Source organism: Actinomadura sp. CNU-125 (assembly GCF_001942465.1).
Classification (GTDB): Bacteria; Actinomycetota; Actinomycetes; order Streptosporangiales; family Streptosporangiaceae; genus Spirillospora.
Genome location: NZ_MKJY01000561.1, coordinates 26,640 through 42,731 on the forward strand (window position 1 = coordinate 26,640; position 16,092 = coordinate 42,731).

Sequence of the window (16,092 nt, forward strand, 5' to 3'; positions counted from 1 at the left end):
GCCGGACCCGCGCGGCGGTGCGGCGGGCCCGGCCCTCCGTTGGGCTCCTCGGTCGCGTTCGGCGCTTCACGACCTGCCTTGCACGCGTTCCGCGCCGCTGAGCGCCCGGCGTCGATCCGCCGCCGGGTGTACTCCTGGATCGTCCGTCCACCTGCTGGAACGCGCGAGAAGCCGGACGCACATCGCGCAACCGAGTCCGACGGCCGCGAGCGACCACCAAGGGAGGCCTGGCAGACCGACGCGGCGGCCTGCGTCGATCGCGGCGCCCGACAGCAGGTTGCCCACCGTGATCCCGATTCCGGACAGGGTGTTGTAGAGACCGTAATAGGTACCCACCATGCGCGTGTCGCCAAGGGACGCGACGGTGGCCATCTCGAACGGGTAGACGATCATCGTGGCGAGCGTGAGCAGCGCCGTCGTCAGCAGAAGCGGGAACATCACCACGAGATGGTCGAGAACGGTTCCGTTCCCGCTCGAGAGGGGCACGACTCCGGCGCACAGGGCGATCGGCACGAACGACAGGCCCATGAGGAGCAAGCCCCGGACGATCGCCTGCGCGGGCTCCCAGCGGGCCTTCGCCCACGCCGTGACGCGAAGCTGCCCGGCGATCGCCATCGCGCCGGACAGGGCGAACATCAGCGTGACGCCCAGTTCTCCCCCGGTGAGGCGGCGCATCTCGATCGGCAACCCCAGGTAGACCTGGAAGTTCAGGACGTACGAGCCGATCATCGCCAGCGAGAACAGCAGGAAGACCCGGTTGGCGAAGGCCTGCCGCCAATCCCGCAGCAGACCGCCGTCCGCGTCCGTCCGGCTCCCGCGCCGAGACGGCAGGCAACGCGCTTGAGCGAAGCCGAGCACGGCGAAGACCGCGGCCGCGACCAGGCAGGTGAGCCGGAACGCCACCCCGCCGAGCAGCAGTCCGATCAGCGGTCCGATGAGGATGCCGAGCTGGTAGAAGACGTTGAACACCGCGAACGCCTCGACCTTGCGCTCTCCCGCCTCCTGGGCCAGATACGCGCGCACGGCTGGATTGAACAGGGCACCCGCCAGGCCGGTGAGCGCCGAGGCGACGATGAGCCAGGGCAGGCTGCCGGCCAGCCCCAGCATGGCGAATCCGACGGTCCGCAGGGCGAGCCCCGCCAGGATCATCGGCTTGTATCCGATCCGGTCGGCCAGGCTGCCGCCTACGAGGAACATGCCCTGTTGACTGAGGTTCCGCACACCCAGGATGAGGCCGACGACCCACATCGCGAGGCCGATGTCCCCGGCCAGATGGTTGGCCAGATACGGCATCAGCATGTAGAAGCCGATGTTGATCGTCAGCTGGTTGATCAGCAGCAGCCGGATCGGTCTGCTGAACGAATGCGCCTGCGCGGCGGTCCCGATCACCTGCGGTTCTCCTTTCCGCCATGGACATCGCCGTTCAGCGGGTCGACCACCGTGGCGCACCGCGTCCAGCGAACGACCTCCCGCTCGGCCGGGTCGGAGAGCTCGTCCGGCTCTTCGGCCGGCACCACGCCGAGGAGCCCGTGCTCCGCGCAGTACGCATCGTTGTAGACGGTGTCGAAGTACCGCTGCGGTCCGTCCGGGAAGACCGCGACGATCCCGGCGTCCGCACTACGGGTGCGCGCGATCCACGACGCCGCGAGCGCGACGGCACCCACGCTCCAGCCGCCCGTGGCGTACCGCTCGGCGGCGAGCCGGCGGCACGCCCACACCGCCTCCCCGGGCGCTACCCAATGCACCTCGTCGAAGGCCGCGTAGTCGACGTTGCGAGGGTGGATGCTGCTGCCCAGCCCTCGCATCAGCCGCGCCCGCGCGGGCTGCCCGAAGATCGTGGAGCCGATCGTGTCGACGCCCACCAGCCGCAACTCGGGGAAGAACCGACGCAGCACTCGGGAGACTCCTGCACTGTGGCCGCCGGTGCCCACGCTGCAGACCAGCACATCGACGTCCCGCAGTTGCGCTGCGAGCTCGAGCGCCAGCCCTTCGTAGGCGTCGACATTATCGGGGTTGTTGTACTGGTCCGGGCAGAACGCACCGGGCCGGGCGGCCACGAGCTCCCGCACCCGTCGACGGCGCGCCTCCTGCCACCCGCCTTCCAGGTGCGGCTCGTGGACCATGTCGACACGCGCACCGTGCGCGGCCAGCAGGCGCCGCATGAGCGGCTCCATCCCCGGGTCGGTCACCAAGGTGACCGGGTGACGATGGATCAGCCCGGCCAGGGCGAGGCCCAGGCCGAGTGTCCCGCTGGTCGACTCGATGATCGGCGCGCCGGACGCCAGCTCGCCCCTCGATCTGGCGCGCTCGACCATGAAGAGCGCCGTCCTGTCCTTGATCCCCCCGGGATTGCAGCCCTCCAGCTTGGCCCAGAACCCGGCCCCGCTTCGGGACAGCAGGTCCGGCACCCACAGCACGGGCGTGTTGCCGACCAACCCGAGCGGAGACCTGCACGCCGCCCCGGCCCGCGACCTGCGATCTCCAGAATTCTCGACGATTTCCTCGGTACCGCGAAGACCTACGGCCTTCATCTTGTTCCCCCAAGCGCACGATCCTCATGGATTTACGGCCATGCGGGCATGGGCCGATGCGCTTTCGCAGGACGCAGAGCTCCCAGGGGCCTACGGCGAGAAACGGCACCGGCGCATGCCGGGCCGCCTACATGCGCAGGATGCCGAGTGAGCTGAGGCCGCCGCCACGATCAGGCGGTCCGGCCAGGGCAAGGTTCGGACGATCGCCGATTCGTACCGGCACGCCATCGCGGACGCCGTGATGCAGGACCTCCATCACAGGCCCGATCTTCTGCTGCACTTCGGCCTGGGATGCCCGGTCGACCTGCGTGGCGGCGTGCAGGCATCCCGAGTGACCGTGCTCCGGCGTTCCCGGGGCGCCGAACCGGGCGGCGGTCTCCTCCAGGACGCACTGCCGTTCGCCGGAATGCTCATGATGAGCGGCATGCGACACACCGCTGTGCCCGACGTCGTCCAAGGGACAGAGGAGGAAGTATCCCAAACCGACCACAGCCAGCGCTCCCCCCAAGGCGGCCAGGAAGGCTCGCCGTCGGGATGAACGCTGCGAAGGCACATCGGAGACCCTACATCACTCTTCGTGTCTGATTGATTCCCCAGTGATACGGAGCAGGGCCTTTGGTGCACAACCCCGCTGTGAGTTGAGGAGGCCAGGAACGATGGAACGGGCGGAGCCCGCAGGCTCCGCCCGTTCATGTCGTCCCGACGTCCTAGTTCAGCAGTTCTCGCATCTTGGCGATCTCAGCCGACTGCGACGTGACGATGCTGCCGGCCATCTCCTTGGCCGGAGGGAACTGCCCGGACGCCTGCTCGGTCTTGGCCATCTCGACGGCGCCCTCGTGATGTTCGATCATCATCGTGAGGAACGCCCGATCGAAGGCCTCGCCCTGCGCCTGCTCGAGCTCCTGCATGTCCTGCTCGCTCATCATGCCGTCCATGCCCCCGTGGTCCATACCGGGGGAAGGAGCCGAGACGCCCCATGTCTTCAGCCAGCCGGTCAACTGCGCGATCTCGGGACCCTGGGCCTTCTTGATCTCTGCGGCCAACGCCTTGACCTCGGGGGACGAGGCACGGGTCGCGGCGAGGTCCGCCATCTCGACCGCCTGCTGGTGATGCGGGATCATCATCTGCGCGAACATGACGTCCTGCTGGTTATGCGGCTGCGCCTGGGCGCCTCCAGCGGACGGGGACGAACTGGTGGACATCGAGTGACCCGGCATCGAGCCGCCGGAGTCGTCGCCGCCCCCACCACAGGCGGCTAGAGACACCGCCAGGGCCGGCACGGCGACGAGTGCGAGTACGCGCTTCATGGTTCGGTGAACCTTTCGTATCGAGTTCTGTGATTCGAGGACCTGGGGCGCAGTCCGCGCCTTCGGTCTGTCACAGCCTCAACACCCTCAATCCGTACAGGGACGGCCCCGGCGGCGGCCGTCCGACCGGCACGATGGACGGCCGGATCAGCGGCCGCGCGGCCAAGACGCTGCGCATGCGTCGCCGAAGAACGAGCAACGCCCATGCGAGGACGAGCATCGTCAGCATCGCGAGACACATCTGCCGCCGGGGTGGTCCTGACGATGGTCGTCCTGTTGGTCACCGGTCGACGAATGGTGCCCTGCGGACGTCTTCGTCTCCGAGTGGTGTCGTTGGACGTCCGTCACGCTCAGCGGGATACCGTGCGTCTCGACCGGACTCGGGGAGGCTTGAACGCCGTGCATGGCGAGCACGCAGGAGAGCAGCAGCAGCACGAACCACGGCTTGGCACCGCTCGCGCGCCGAAGCGCTTCCGATCGCCGGGTCAGCCTTCCCACCTGCCCTTCACCGCCGACCGCAGCCCGAGCGGAACAGCATCCGCCTTCCGTTGGGCTTGCGGACTTCCTCGGACAAGCATAAAGGCAACAGTGCGTGATCGACCCGACACCATCGCGGCGAGGACGTCCGGCTCGCCCTGTCGCACGCAACGGACCCGGCGTCGGGATAGGACGCCGGGCCCGTTAGCCGTCCCTGACGGCTCCCCTCGAAGCAAAGATCACGGTGTGGCAGCCTGCACCTCCCGAGAACTCCGAGACTCCCTTGTACCGGCGACGTCGGTGCCCTCGCCCTTCAGAGGCTTGAAGCCGCGGAGGCGGAGGCTGTTGCTGACGACGAAGACGGACGAGAAGGCCATCGCCCCGCCGGCGATCATCGGGTTCAGCAGCCCGGCGGCCGCCAGCGGGAGGGCGGCGACGTTGTAGGCGAACGCCCAGAACAGGTTGCCCTTGATCGTGCGGAGCGTACGGCGGGACAGCCGGATTGCGTCGGCCGCGGCCCGCAGATCTCCACTGACCAGCGTCAGATCGGACGCCTCGATGGCGGCGTCGGTGCCGGTGCCCATGGCCAGGCCCAGGTCGGCCTGGGCGAGCGCGGCGGCGTCGTTGACGCCGTCCCCGACCATCGCCACCGTCCGGCCTTCGTCCTGCAGCTTCCTGACCACGTCGACCTTGTCGGCGGGCAGGACCTCGGCGATGACCTCGTCGATCCCGACCGTGTCGGCGACCGTACGGGCGACGGCCTCGTTGTCGCCGGTGAGCAGGACGGGGCGCAGTCCCAGTGCGCGAAGCCGTTCGATCGCCTCGCCGGAGGTCGGCTTGATCTGGTCGGCGACCGTGATCACTGCCTGCGCGCTCCCGTCGATGCCGACCGCGACCGAGGTGTGGCCGCGTGCCTGGGCGTCGGTCATCGCCCGCTCCAGCTCGGGCGTCAGGTGCTGCGACCACTCGGCCAGGAGCCGAGGGCGGCCGACGAGCACCCCGTGTCCGTCCACCATGCCCTGGACGCCCAGCCCCTCGACGTTCGCGAAGTCCTCGACGGTGCCGAGTTCGCCGACGCGCTCGGCGGCGCCGGCGGCGATGGCCTGGGCGATCGGGTGCTCGGAGGCGTTCTCCAGCGCCCGCGAGCCGGAGCACCTGCTCGGCATCGGCGCCGTCGGCGGTGACCACGTCGACCAGTGCCATCTTCCCCGTGGTGACGGTGCCGGTCTTGTCGAGGACGACGGTGTCGATCCGGCGGGTGGACTCCAGGACCTCCGGACCCTTGATCAGGATGCCGAACTGGGCGCCGCGTCCCGTTCCGACCATGAGAGCGGTCGGGGTGGCCAGGCCCAATGCGCACGGGCAGGCGATGATCAGCACGGCGACCGCGGCGGTGAACGCGGCTGCCAGGCCGACGCCGGATCCGATCCAGAAGCCGAGAGTGGCGATCGCGATCACGATCACGATCGGGACGAAGATGCCGGAGATCCGGTCGGCGAGCCGCTGTACCTGGGCCTTGCCGTTCTGGGCGTCTTCGACGAGGCGAGCCATTTGGGCCAGCTTGGTGTCGGAACCGACCCGCGTGGCACGGACCAGGAGACGACCGCCGGCGTTGACGGTGGCGCCGGTGACCGTGTCGCCCGGTGCGACCTCCACCGGCACCGACTCCCCGGTCAGCAGCGACGCGTCCACCGCCGACGAGCCCTCCACGATGACGCCGTCGGTGGCGATCTTCTCACCGGGGCGGACGACGAACACGTCGTCCGCCACGAGCTGGTCGACGCCGATGCGCTCCTCGCGGCCGTCCCGGACGACCGACACCTCCTTCGCGCCGAGCTCCAGCAGCGCCCGCAGCGCCGCACCCGCCCGCCGCTTGGACCGCGCCTCGAAATACCGGCCCGCGAGGACGAACGCGATGACGCCCGCCGCCGCCTCCAGGTAGATGTTCATCGAGCCGTCCGAGCGCGTCATCGAGAACTCGAATCCGTGCTTCATTCCCGGTTCGCCGGCCGTCCCGAAGAACAGCGCCCACAGCGACCAGCCGAACGCGGCGAGCGTCCCGACCGAGACGAGCGTGTCCATCGTCGTCGCGCCGTGCCGCAGGTTCGTCCACGCGGCCCGGTGGAACGGCCACCCCGCGTACACCACGACCGGCGCGGCGAGCGTCAGCGACAGCCACTGCCAGTACTCGAACTGCAGCGCCGGGACCATCGCCATCGCGATCACCGGCACCGCCAGCACCACCGCGGTGAACAGGCGCTGGCGCAACGACCGCAGCCCGTCGTCCTCGGTCCGACCGGAGCCTTCAGCCCCCTCCCCGGTCTCGGGCTCGGCCGACCGGGGTGGCTCCGCCGTGTAACCGGCCTTCTCCACCTGCGCGACCAGTTCGTCGACGCTGACGCCCTCGGGGTACTCCACCCGCGCCTTCTCGGTGGCGTAGTTGACCGTCGCGGTCACGCCCTCCATCTTGTTGAGCCGCTTCTCGATACGAGCGGCGCACGAGGCGCACGTCATCCCGCCGATCGCCAGCTCGACCCGTTCGGGTGCATTGCCGGAAGTCATCGCTCCTCCTTCGTGACCGTCATGCGGGATGTCAGCCGTGCTCGTGGTCGCCGTGACCGTCGTCGGTCTCGGCGGGTCGTTCGGCCGGCCGGTCGGCGTCGCCGGCCCGTGCGGTGAATTCCGCGGTACGGACCTCGCCGTCATGCTGGAAGTCCAGGTAGAGGCGATACGCGCCGGAGCTGGGCACCTCGGCGTAGAAGGTGATCTCGGGGCCGGGGCGGGTCTTCCCGTCGCCCGGTTCCCCGTCCGGGTGGACGTGCAGGTAGGCCAGGTCACGGTCGCGCAGTGCGACCAGATGGCCGTACGCCTCGAGGTACGGCTCCAGATCGGTGACCGGCTTCCCGTCCTTCCGCACCGTCAGGACCAGCTTGCTGGTGGTGCCGGGGGTCAGGGTGCCGTTCAGTTCGACTTCGTAGCCGTCGACCGTCGCGACCGGCTCGGACTTCGGCAGGGCGAGCGGCCGGAAGTCCCCGGGAGCGGTGACGTCGGTGCCCAGCGTCAACTGTTCTTTGGCTCCTTCCGGCTGGACGTCGGTGAAGAAGCGGTACGTCCCCGCGTCCGGCAGCGTCAGCGGGATCGTCCAGACGCCCCCGCCGGCCTGCGTCGGGTGCAGATGCTGGAAGCCCGACAGGTCCCGCCGCGCCACGATCAGGTGCAGCTCCTTGCCGTGCAGCGGCTGGTATCGCGTCACTGGCTTGCCGTCCGGGCCGTTCACGGTGAAGCGGAAGTCGGTCTCTTCACCGGGTTCGACCACCGTCGCCTCCGGCACCAGCGTGTACCCGCCCTGGGAGACCTGGAGACCACCGGGGACGACCGGCTCCTTGGTGTCGGCCGTGCCGTGCCCACCCCCGTGCGCCTTCTCCGCCTGGACGGTGGCGACGGCGGGGCCGGCGATGTCGCCGACGCCCACCGCGCCACCGAACACGGCGGCAAGGCCCAGCGCGTACGCGCCCAGCTTGCTCGCTGTGTTCATCTCATGCCTTCAGCTCGTATCCGGCCTCCTCGACGGCGGCCCGGATCTGGGCCTCGTCGATGGGGGCGTCGCTGGTCACGGTCACCTTGGCGCCGGTCAGATCCACGTCCACGGCGGTCACCCCGGCGACCCGTTCCACCTCCTGCTTGACGGTGCCGGCGCAGCCGCCGCAGGTCATGCCGGTGACGGTGTAAGTAGCGGTGCTCATCTTCTCCTCCTCGTACCCCGGGGGGGTATTGATTCGGCGTTCATGCTGCCACGCGGACCAGGAGACCGCAACCCCTACCCCCTAGCCGTATCTCTCCGAGAGTGTCTTGCACTTATACCCCTCGGGGGTAAGGTATGCCATCGTCCAATCACAACGTGCACGGAGGCATGACATGAGGAAGCTCGATCGGCTCGTGGTGGTCGGCGCATCGCTGGCCGGCCTACGCGCCGCGCAGACGCTCCGGGACGAGGGGTACACAGGGGACCTCACCTTGGTCGGCGCCGAGCCCCATCTCCCCTACAACCGCCCACCCCTGTCCAAGAGCCTCCTGACCGGCGACGACGACGTCGCGCTACCCGGCAGCGATCAGCTGGACGCACGCTGGCTGATCGGCCGGAACGCCGTGGGGCTGGACACCGCACGTCAGGCCATCACACTCGACGACGGCGCGCAGGTCCCTTACGACGGATTGGTGATCACGACCGGAGCTCGCCCGCGTCGGCTCGACGACTCAGACATGTCCCTCACCGGAGTCCACCTGCTCCGCACCTTCGACGACGCGATGAACCTGCGCAAGGCGCTGCGAGAAGGTCCGCGGCGCGTCGCCGTCATCGGCGGCGGCATCATCGGCGGCGAGGTCAGTTCGACGCTCCGTGCGCTGGGAATCGAAGTCGTCTTGATCGACGCGGCTCCGGCGCCCATGGCCGGTCCGCTCGGCGAGACCGTCGGCGAGTGGCTCGCCGAACACCACACGCGGAACGGGGTCGAACTCGTCTCCGGGGTGCGCGTGGAGTCGCTCAAGGGGGACGGCCACGTGAGCGCCGTCCGGCTGAGCGACGGACGTTCCCTCCCGGCCGACCTGGTCATCGTCGGCTTGGGCGTCCTCCCCAACACGGAATGGCTGGACGGCAGCGGGCTGCATCTCGACGACGGCGTGCTCACCGATTCCGCGCTCTTCGCTCGAGGGCACGCGAACATCGTGGCGGCGGGAGACGTCGCCCGCTGGCCGCACGGCGTCTTCGACGACGAGTACGTGCGCATCGAGCACTGGGCCAACGCCAACGAGCAGGCGCCGTCGCCGCCCGCAACCTCCTCCGCGGCCCGCAGGACGCCGAGCCGTTCACCGAGGTGCATTCCCTGGGCACACGCGTGCACGGCACCCGCATCCAGTGGGCCGGCCTTCCCAGAACCGCCGACGAGATGGTGGCGATCTCAGGTTCCGTTGAAGAGGAGAAGTTCTCCGTCGGCTTCGGACGAGGCGGGAAGCTCGTCGCGCCGTCGCGGTCAACTGGCCCAAGGAACTCATCAGACTGCGCCGCGCCATCGCCGCACGTCAACCGCTGGCCACTGCAACCGCGGCCTGACCCACACCTTGCCACTAGGCCGGAGCGCCCCGCCAGGTGCTCCGGCCGTCGGCATCCCTGCAATCTGAGGCCGAGGCGATCCGGCCACCATCTTCTGAATCGCACCTACGCCCGACCGGCTCCTTCGCAAACACAGGGTTGCGTCCACGGAGGGTCTGTCCAGGTTAACGGCGTGCGCCGTGAGGCGCTGTGATTTGAGTGGAGGTGGGAGACCTTCACCTTCGGCCTGTCGTAGCAGGTCGGTGGAGCTGAGGGCAGCCTGATCCGGGTGGTGCCGGGGAGGGTGGGAGCAGCCCTGATCATAGTTCGCGTAGGCGTCGGTCTGCCGAGCTGGCTCCGGGAGACGCGGGTTCCATCGTTGTACTGGGCGCCGGTGTAGTGGGGGAGGCTGGTGCCGACCTGGGCGTAGGCGTACAGCGTCAGCCCAGAGCAGTCGAACCCTTGATGTTGGCGCCCTGCGCGGTTCCATAGGACGGTCCAGAGGCGTTGCTGTCGCCCCACGAGCACGGAACGCCGCGCTGGCTCAGGGCCGCCCTGACCACGCCCATCGCTTCGCCGAGGCACCTCCGGGGTCCGCGTTCGGTGCGGGTCCCGCGCCGGTGCGGGCGCTCGGGCCAAGCCCAGCCTGTGCCGCCTACAGGGTGAGCTGCCGGGTTCGCCCTACCACTCGGGGCAAGCGGATTCACCCCAGTGGAGAAGATGGTTCCCGGTTCCCCGAACCTCGCGGGTCCGCAGGATTCGGCGTGGCCATCGCGGCCCGGCGGGGACGGCGAGCAATCTCTCCTGCGGAGCGTAGGAGAGTTGGCCTCATTCGCTACCCAAGTAGCCAATTGCAACAAATGCCCCCAGTCTCAGGGACCCCTGGAGGTGCATGACTTGCCGTGAAGACGTCCTCGGCGTAAGTTGGACTTGAATACCCCCGGGGGGTAGCGACAATGAGGTCAACCTCCAAGTCACGAGAGGACTCCATGCCGAACCTGTCCGCACTCGCCCCTCACGAGGCCCTGGCAAGTCCCGCGACATCCTCGAAGACATCGTCGGCCGTCATGGCTCGGTCGGCGACATGGTCGCCACCATGGCGCATTCGCTTGCGCTTCTGCAGGGCTACCTTGATTTGTCCCGGGCGATGAGACGCGTCAAGATCCCCCGCCGGCTGAGCGAGAAGACCTCCTTGGCGGTACAGGGCCGGATCGGTTGCGGCCTGTGCCTGGCCGCCCACACCGAAGCCGGTCGTGCGGCGGGACTGACCGACACCGACATCGACTTTGCTCGGCAGGGCACCGCGACCGACACCCGGGAGGCGGCGCTGGTGGCCTTCGCGGTCCGCACTCTGACCGAACCGGCGTCCCTCACCGATGCAGACGTCACCGCGCTGCGCGCACAGGGCTGGAGTGAACGGGTCATCGCCGAGATCGTCGGCCTGGTTACCCTCAACCTGCTCACCGGCGCCTTCAACCTCGTCGCCAGCCTCAAACCAGAGGACTGCTGACGCCGTGCGGAGCATCCAGGAACGCCGCCTTCGGATGGCCCTGCTCGTGGTGGGGATCGGCTTTGCCGTCGGGGTGTACCCACTGATCAACCTATGGCAGGCCGGTTTTCGCTGGGGACCTGAGCAGCCCGAGTACGAGCAGATGATCGCGGTGATCTACACCGTGCTCGGGATCTTCCTGATCCGAGCCGCGCGCGACCCGCTCGACCATCTGTCTCTGATCTGGTTCACCGTGTGGTCCAGCCTCGCCCACGCCGCCGTCATGGCTGTGCACGCCGCGATGGACCTCAGTGAATGGGGCCATCTGGTCGGCGACGTCCCCGCGCTGGTGATCGTGGCCGTGGTCCTTGCCGTGCTCAGTCCCCGCCGATCGCCCTCTCCATGAGCACGCCGGTGTAAGGCGGTCGGCCTCAGCAGATCTCGGACAGTTCGGCGATCGTCGCGGCGGCGGCCAGGAGGGGAGTGGCAACGGCGGCCGTGAGGAAGACCGCGGCGGCGGCCTGGACGACGCGGCGCGGGCCCGCCGCTTGCCGATATCGGCGATGAAGGTGCCGGTCAGAGCCGCGCCCCAGCAGGCGATGGCGATCCCCGAATGCCCGGCGTGGCGCCGGAGCCGATCGAGAGCGGGGCTCGCCATGCGGCCGAGCAGGACCGCCGACGAGACCAGGCCGATCACAAGATAGATCACGCCGCCACGCTTTCTGCTTGCCAACGTGCGTCGGTGCAGGGCCTACAGCATGTGGCGGACGTCATCCGGGGCACGCTCTCTGCGAATCTCGCGAGTATGGTCAGGAGACTCGGAGAGCGGTTCTGATGGGCGAGGTCAATCTCCTCCTCCGCGACGCCGGGGGTTCCCCCAAGGCCAGGTAGTTAAGGGGATTCGGCTCTTGTCAAACGGCTGAGACGGGCAACGGGACTCCGGTAGATCAGATGTCGGCGAAGATCATCTGAAGAGTGGAGTCCCGTTGCGGGGTCAGTCTGTCATTTCCCGGGTGGTGCGGGTGGCCGCGGGGGTGTTCGGGCCCGGGCATCTGGGAGAGCTTACGCAGGTCGTGCCGTTCGAGCTGGTGGACGCGGTGCTGGCGGAAACGGGCCGGGTGCGGGTGCAGCGCCGTCTCCGGAAGCTTCCCCTGCGGGTCGGGGTCTATTTCGTGCTCGCGATGTGCATGTTCCCGGAGGTCGGCTATCGGCTGGTGTGGGGCAAAATGACCGCGTCCCTGGCCGGGCGGTCCGCTGTCGGACCGACCGCGAAGGCGCTGCGCGACCTGCGCCGCCGGGTGGGCGACGCGCCGGTGCGGGCACTGTTCGAGGTGGTGTCGGGACCGCTGGCGCGGCCGGTGACGCCTGGGGTGCGGTTCGGCCGCTACCGAACGGTCTCCTTCGATGGGTGCAGCTCGCTGAAGGCCCCCGATACCGACCAGAATCGGGTCTGGCTCGACCGGCCGGCGCATGGCGGCTACCCCCAGCTGGGGGTTATGACCCTGGTGGAGACGGGCACCCGTGCCCTGGTCGGCGCGGTGTTCGGCCCACGGCCGTGGGCGAGACCGCATACGCGCAGCGGCTCCTGCATCTTTTGACCCCGGACATGCCGGTGCTGTGGGACAAGGGGTTCGACGGCAACGACTTCCTGGCCGCGGCGGCCGACACCGGTGCCCAGGTGCTGGGCCGTCTGCGCAGCAACCGCCGTGTCCCGGTCCTCTCGCGTCCGGGCGATGGCTCCTACCTGTCGGTGATCGGATCGGTCCGAGTGCGGATCGTGGACGCGAACATCACGGTGACCTGCGCGGACGGTACGGTCTTCGACGCCTCTTACCGGCTGGTCACCACGCTGACCGATGCCCGCCGTCATCCCGCCGCTGCGCTGGTCGCGTTGTATCACCAACGATGGGAACACGAGTCGGCCTACTACGCGCTCCGGCACACGATCCTGCGCGGTCGCGTGCTGAGGTCCGGCGATCCCGCCGGTCTCCAGTAGGAGATGTGGGCGCTGCTCACGCTCTACCAGCTGCTGCGGACCGCCATGGTGGATGCCGCGCAGTCCCGCCCCGGGACCGACCCGGACCGTTGCAGTTTCACCATCCAGGAGGCTGTCCGTTTGTATCGCGGGGAGATTCCCTCGCCGGGGCGGCCGACTGTCGCGTGGCGTGAGGACCGTGTTCGGTTCTGGCGGGCCATCGCACGGGGGCGAGGTCGGAGGATGCCGCGGTCGAGATCGGCGTGTCGCAGGCGGTGGGGACACGCTGGTTTCGCCAGGCTGGCGGGGTGGGACCCTGTCTTGCCCCGACGGTGTCGGGCCGTTATCTGTCGTTCGCGGAGCGAGAAGAGATCGCGCTGTTGCGTGCTCAGCAGGTGGGCGTACGGGAGATCGCGCGGCCCGTCCAGGCCGTCACCTCGGTCCCGCCGAGTCTCTTCACCAAGCACCAGCGGTGCCCGGCGAGAGCCATGGTGCCCTAGTGACCACTCCAATGGACGTGACCGGATGCGACCGGCCCTCGGCGGATCGTCCAAGACCGAGAACCGCTGCATCGATGCCTTCTGGTGATACCGCGCTGGTGATTGGAGACACTGCCGCCCGACGTCGCTTGGGCTCGCTGAGGTGCCATGCGACCTCGGTGGACGTCACCACGTCCGCGCCCGACGATCCGGTCGGGCGCGGACGTGACTCATCTTCACGACTCCTGGACTGTGCTCTCCCGCTCCTCCTGCGCCTGGGCGGTGGGCCTGATGTGGCGCAGCCGGGTCGCAGCGGTAACCGCGGCGACGGCGGCGATGACCGCTGAAGCGAACGCAGCGGCATTGAGCCCGCTCGTGAAGGCCTGCTGCGCTGCAGTCGTCAGGGCACCGCCGATCGCCTCGGGCAACTCGGTGGCCACGGCGAGGGCTCCTTCGATGCCGGTCTCTGCAGAAGCCGCTGCCTCCGCAGGCAACCCATCGGGCAGGGATTCCGCGATCTGGCCGCGGTAGGCGGCGATCCCGACGCTGCCGATAACCGCGACGCCGAGCGAGATGCCCAGATCGTTGACAGTCGTCGCGAGCCCAGAGGCACCACCTGCCTTCGTCGGCGGCACCGAGCTCACCACCAGGTCCGTGGTCAGTGCCATGGCCGGCGCGACCCCCGGATAGGTGACCACGAAACTCGCGATCACCAACGCCAAACCGGTGCCGGCGTCGAGCTGGGTGAACAGGATGTAGCCGACGACCTGGGTAAGCAGGCCGACTGCGATCACGTTGCCCGGCCGGAACCTCCGGGCGAGCGCCGGAGAGAGGGTCGACACGACGATGAGGACTGCCGCGGCGGGCAGGATCGATAGCCCGGCCTGCATCGGCGAAAGTCCTTGCACCTGCTGCAGGTACTGGGTGAACAGCGAGTACACCCCGCCCAGCGCAGCAGCCGACAGGAGGAACACTGCGAGTGCTCCGCTGACGGTGCGGTTGGCGAACAGGCGCACGTCCAGCAGTGGCTGCTGCGCGCGCAGCTGGCGGAGCACGAACCACAGCCCGACCAGTGCCCCGGCGACCAGCAGGCCGATCGATGGGCCGATGGGCTCCTGGGTGGCGAATCGCTTGACGCCGTAGATGATCGCGAGCAGCGCGGCGACGAGGAGCACCGCGCTGAACATCTCGATCTTCGCATTCGGGTCCTTGTGCTCGGGAAGAAGCAGCGGCGCGCCGATGGCGACCAGGGCCATCACCGGGACGGCGACCAGGAAGGTGGCCTGCCAGCCGAACACCTCCAGCAGCAGGCCGGACAGCAGCGGGCCGAGGGCGACGCCGGCGGAGATCCCTCCCGCCCACACGCCGATCGCGACCCCGCGGGCCTTGGGGTCGGCGAACAGCACGAATATCAGGCCCAATGTGGACGGGAGCATCATGGCTCCCCCCACGCCGAGGACGGCGCGCCAGGCGATCATCAGCTCGGGGACGGTGGTCAAGGAGGCGGCGACCGATACCAGCCCGAACAGGACTGCGCCGATCACCATGAGGAGTCGCTTGCCGATCCTGTCGCCGAGGACCCCCATCGCGACCAGGAAGCCTGCCATCACGAAGCCGTAGATGTCGAGGATCCACAGCAGTTGGGCACTCGTCGGGTTCAGGTCGGCAGCCATGTTCGGCGCGGCCAGGAACAAGATCGTGAGCATCATGAACAGCAGGGTCGAGGGGATCACGAGGACCGCCAGGCCCCACCACTGCTTCGCCCCCGTCTTAAGGGCCGGGGTGCTCGTGCCAGTCATGGTGCGCCCCCGGTTCTCGCGCGTGTCGGTCTCATGGTCCAGCCGCTCCTTCCTCTGTCGGCATCGCCCAGTGCGGACGACGGCACCGTAACTCAATCAATGGTGTACGGATTGAAACGGCTACACTATCTCATACATTCCCATACGAGTTGTGAGGTGGACGATGCCGAACAGGAAGGCGCAGGGGACACGGGGTACGCGCCGGGCTCCGACGGCGACTCCGCGCGCGGCCAACCAGCGCGCGGATGCCCAGCGCAATCGGGCGAAGATCCTCGCGGCGGCTCCGACCGCGCTCCGAGCGAACCCCGACGCCTCCGTCGCCGACATCGCGGCCCAAGCGGGCGTCGGTCGGATGACCCTCTACGGGCACTTCAAGACGCGTGCCGAACTCGTTGACGCTACGCTCGCCGACAGCCTCGAACAGGCCGAGGCAGTCTTGGCCGACGTCCCCCTCGACGGGGATCCCGCCGAGGCGTTCGAGGCTCTGATCACCTCGAGTTGGATGCTCCTTGAGCGTCTCCGCGCCGTGCTCGTCGTCGCTCAGCGCGTCCTGCAGCCGGTCCGGATCCGGGAGATGCACGAGAAGGCCGAAGCTCGGATGCGGGGCCTGGTCGAGCGCGGCCAGCGCGAAGGCGTCTTTCGCGCCGATCTGTCCGTTGCCTGGCTCCTGGCGGTCACCCACCTGACGATGAACGCTGCGGCCGAAGAGGTCACCGCCGGCCGGCTCGAGAGCGATGACGCGGCCCGCGTCATAGTCACGACCCTGCAGTCCGCATTCGCCGCACCGAAGGCCTGATGCGTACCCCCGACAGGTCTGCCGTCCGGACGGGACCATGAGCGTCGGCCGGGAAGCTCGCGCAACACGTCCATAGTGAGGGGCCACGCGTTTTCCGGACAGCTTCTTCATGGGTGATCTGCGGGCAGATCTACGCTGCTTGCTGCCGATCCA

At 68.8% G+C, this 16,092-nt stretch carries 14 protein-coding genes, 2 pseudogenes and 1 riboswitch; of the genes and pseudogenes, 7 read left to right on the forward strand and 9 right to left on the reverse strand.

The window, feature by feature from the left end:
- Nucleotides 1-66: 66 nt before the first annotated feature.
- The 7 genes and pseudogenes from BJF79_RS41325 to BJF79_RS41355 form a co-directional block, all read right to left on the reverse strand.
- The gene (locus tag BJF79_RS41325; RefSeq protein ID WP_075905615.1) at nucleotides 67-1,389 is read right to left on the reverse strand and encodes an MFS transporter; all 1,323 of its coding nucleotides are present in this window, start codon (nucleotides 1,387-1,389) and stop codon (nucleotides 67-69) included.
- The gene (locus tag BJF79_RS41330) at nucleotides 1,386-2,435 is read right to left on the reverse strand and encodes a PLP-dependent cysteine synthase family protein (RefSeq protein WP_262403355.1); all 1,050 of its coding nucleotides are present in this window, start codon (nucleotides 2,433-2,435) and stop codon (nucleotides 1,386-1,388) included. The genes BJF79_RS41325 and BJF79_RS41330 overlap by 4 nt, the downstream gene beginning before the upstream one ends.
- Before the next feature lie 223 nt (nucleotides 2,436-2,658).
- The gene (locus tag BJF79_RS54635; RefSeq protein ID WP_143220848.1) at nucleotides 2,659-2,988 is read right to left on the reverse strand and encodes a hypothetical protein; all 330 of its coding nucleotides are present in this window, start codon (nucleotides 2,986-2,988) and stop codon (nucleotides 2,659-2,661) included.
- A 250-nt stretch (nucleotides 2,989-3,238) separates the two neighbouring features.
- Complete coding sequence (locus BJF79_RS41340) at nucleotides 3,239-3,838, reverse strand: DUF305 domain-containing protein (protein WP_075905621.1); 600 nt, start codon at nucleotides 3,836-3,838, stop codon at nucleotides 3,239-3,241.
- Nucleotides 3,839-4,554: 716 nt separating this feature from the next.
- Nucleotides 4,555-6,877, reverse strand: a pseudogene (locus tag BJF79_RS41345) (heavy metal translocating P-type ATPase).
- A gap of 31 nt (nucleotides 6,878-6,908) precedes the next feature.
- Entirely contained in the window at nucleotides 6,909-7,850 is a 942-nt protein-coding gene (locus tag BJF79_RS41350) for a hypothetical protein (protein ID WP_075905623.1), read from the reverse strand.
- A gap of 1 nt (nucleotide 7,851) precedes the next feature.
- Nucleotides 7,852-8,058 (reverse strand): heavy-metal-associated domain-containing protein, encoded by a 207-nt coding sequence (locus BJF79_RS41355; RefSeq protein WP_075905625.1) that lies wholly within the window; start codon nucleotides 8,056-8,058, stop codon nucleotides 7,852-7,854.
- A gap of 172 nt (nucleotides 8,059-8,230) precedes the next feature.
- On the opposite strand from BJF79_RS41355, the gene BJF79_RS41360 reads away from it, so the two are divergent.
- On the forward strand, nucleotides 8,231-9,490 hold the full coding sequence (locus BJF79_RS41360; RefSeq protein WP_262403356.1) for an NAD(P)/FAD-dependent oxidoreductase: 1,260 nt from the start codon (nucleotides 8,231-8,233) through the stop codon (nucleotides 9,488-9,490).
- A gap of 37 nt (nucleotides 9,491-9,527) precedes the next feature.
- Here the strand turns inward: BJF79_RS41360 and BJF79_RS66115 are convergent, their stop codons facing one another.
- Nucleotides 9,528-9,986 (reverse strand): C40 family peptidase, encoded by a 459-nt coding sequence (locus BJF79_RS66115; protein WP_316043547.1) that lies wholly within the window; start codon nucleotides 9,984-9,986, stop codon nucleotides 9,528-9,530.
- 52 nt (nucleotides 9,987-10,038) lie between these two features.
- Nucleotides 10,039-10,176: riboswitch (cyclic di-AMP (ydaO/yuaA leader) on the reverse strand.
- A gap of 309 nt (nucleotides 10,177-10,485) precedes the next feature.
- Between BJF79_RS66115 and BJF79_RS41370 the strand changes: the two genes are divergently transcribed.
- The 5 genes and pseudogenes from BJF79_RS41370 to BJF79_RS64140 all read left to right on the forward strand — a co-directional run.
- Nucleotides 10,486-10,911: a carboxymuconolactone decarboxylase family protein gene (locus BJF79_RS41370; protein WP_083734628.1), complete on the forward strand. Its 426-nt coding sequence runs from the start codon at nucleotides 10,486-10,488 to the stop codon at nucleotides 10,909-10,911.
- 34 nt (nucleotides 10,912-10,945) lie between these two features.
- Entirely contained in the window at nucleotides 10,946-11,296 is a 351-nt protein-coding gene (locus BJF79_RS41375) for a DUF6632 domain-containing protein (protein WP_075905649.1), read from the forward strand.
- Nucleotides 11,297-11,924: 628 nt separating this feature from the next.
- Nucleotides 11,925-12,488, forward strand: coding sequence for a transposase domain-containing protein (locus BJF79_RS41380; protein ID WP_262403358.1), 564 nt, complete (start codon nucleotides 11,925-11,927; stop codon nucleotides 12,486-12,488).
- Complete coding sequence (locus BJF79_RS41385) at nucleotides 12,446-12,886, forward strand: transposase (RefSeq protein WP_075905633.1); 441 nt, start codon at nucleotides 12,446-12,448, stop codon at nucleotides 12,884-12,886. The genes BJF79_RS41380 and BJF79_RS41385 overlap by 43 nt, the downstream gene beginning before the upstream one ends.
- A gap of 45 nt (nucleotides 12,887-12,931) precedes the next feature.
- Nucleotides 12,932-13,284 (forward strand): annotated as a pseudogene (locus BJF79_RS64140) (helix-turn-helix domain-containing protein); the annotation flags it as partial.
- 296 nt (nucleotides 13,285-13,580) lie between these two features.
- Here BJF79_RS64140 and BJF79_RS41395 read toward each other — a convergent pair.
- Nucleotides 13,581-15,143, reverse strand: a complete 1,563-nt coding sequence (locus tag BJF79_RS41395; protein WP_075905635.1) for an MFS transporter — start codon at nucleotides 15,141-15,143, stop codon at nucleotides 13,581-13,583.
- Between the two features lie 163 nt (nucleotides 15,144-15,306).
- On the opposite strand from BJF79_RS41395, the gene BJF79_RS41400 reads away from it, so the two are divergent.
- Complete coding sequence (locus BJF79_RS41400) at nucleotides 15,307-15,939, forward strand: TetR/AcrR family transcriptional regulator (RefSeq protein ID WP_075905637.1); 633 nt, start codon at nucleotides 15,307-15,309, stop codon at nucleotides 15,937-15,939.
- Nucleotides 15,940-16,092: the final 153 nt, after the last annotated feature.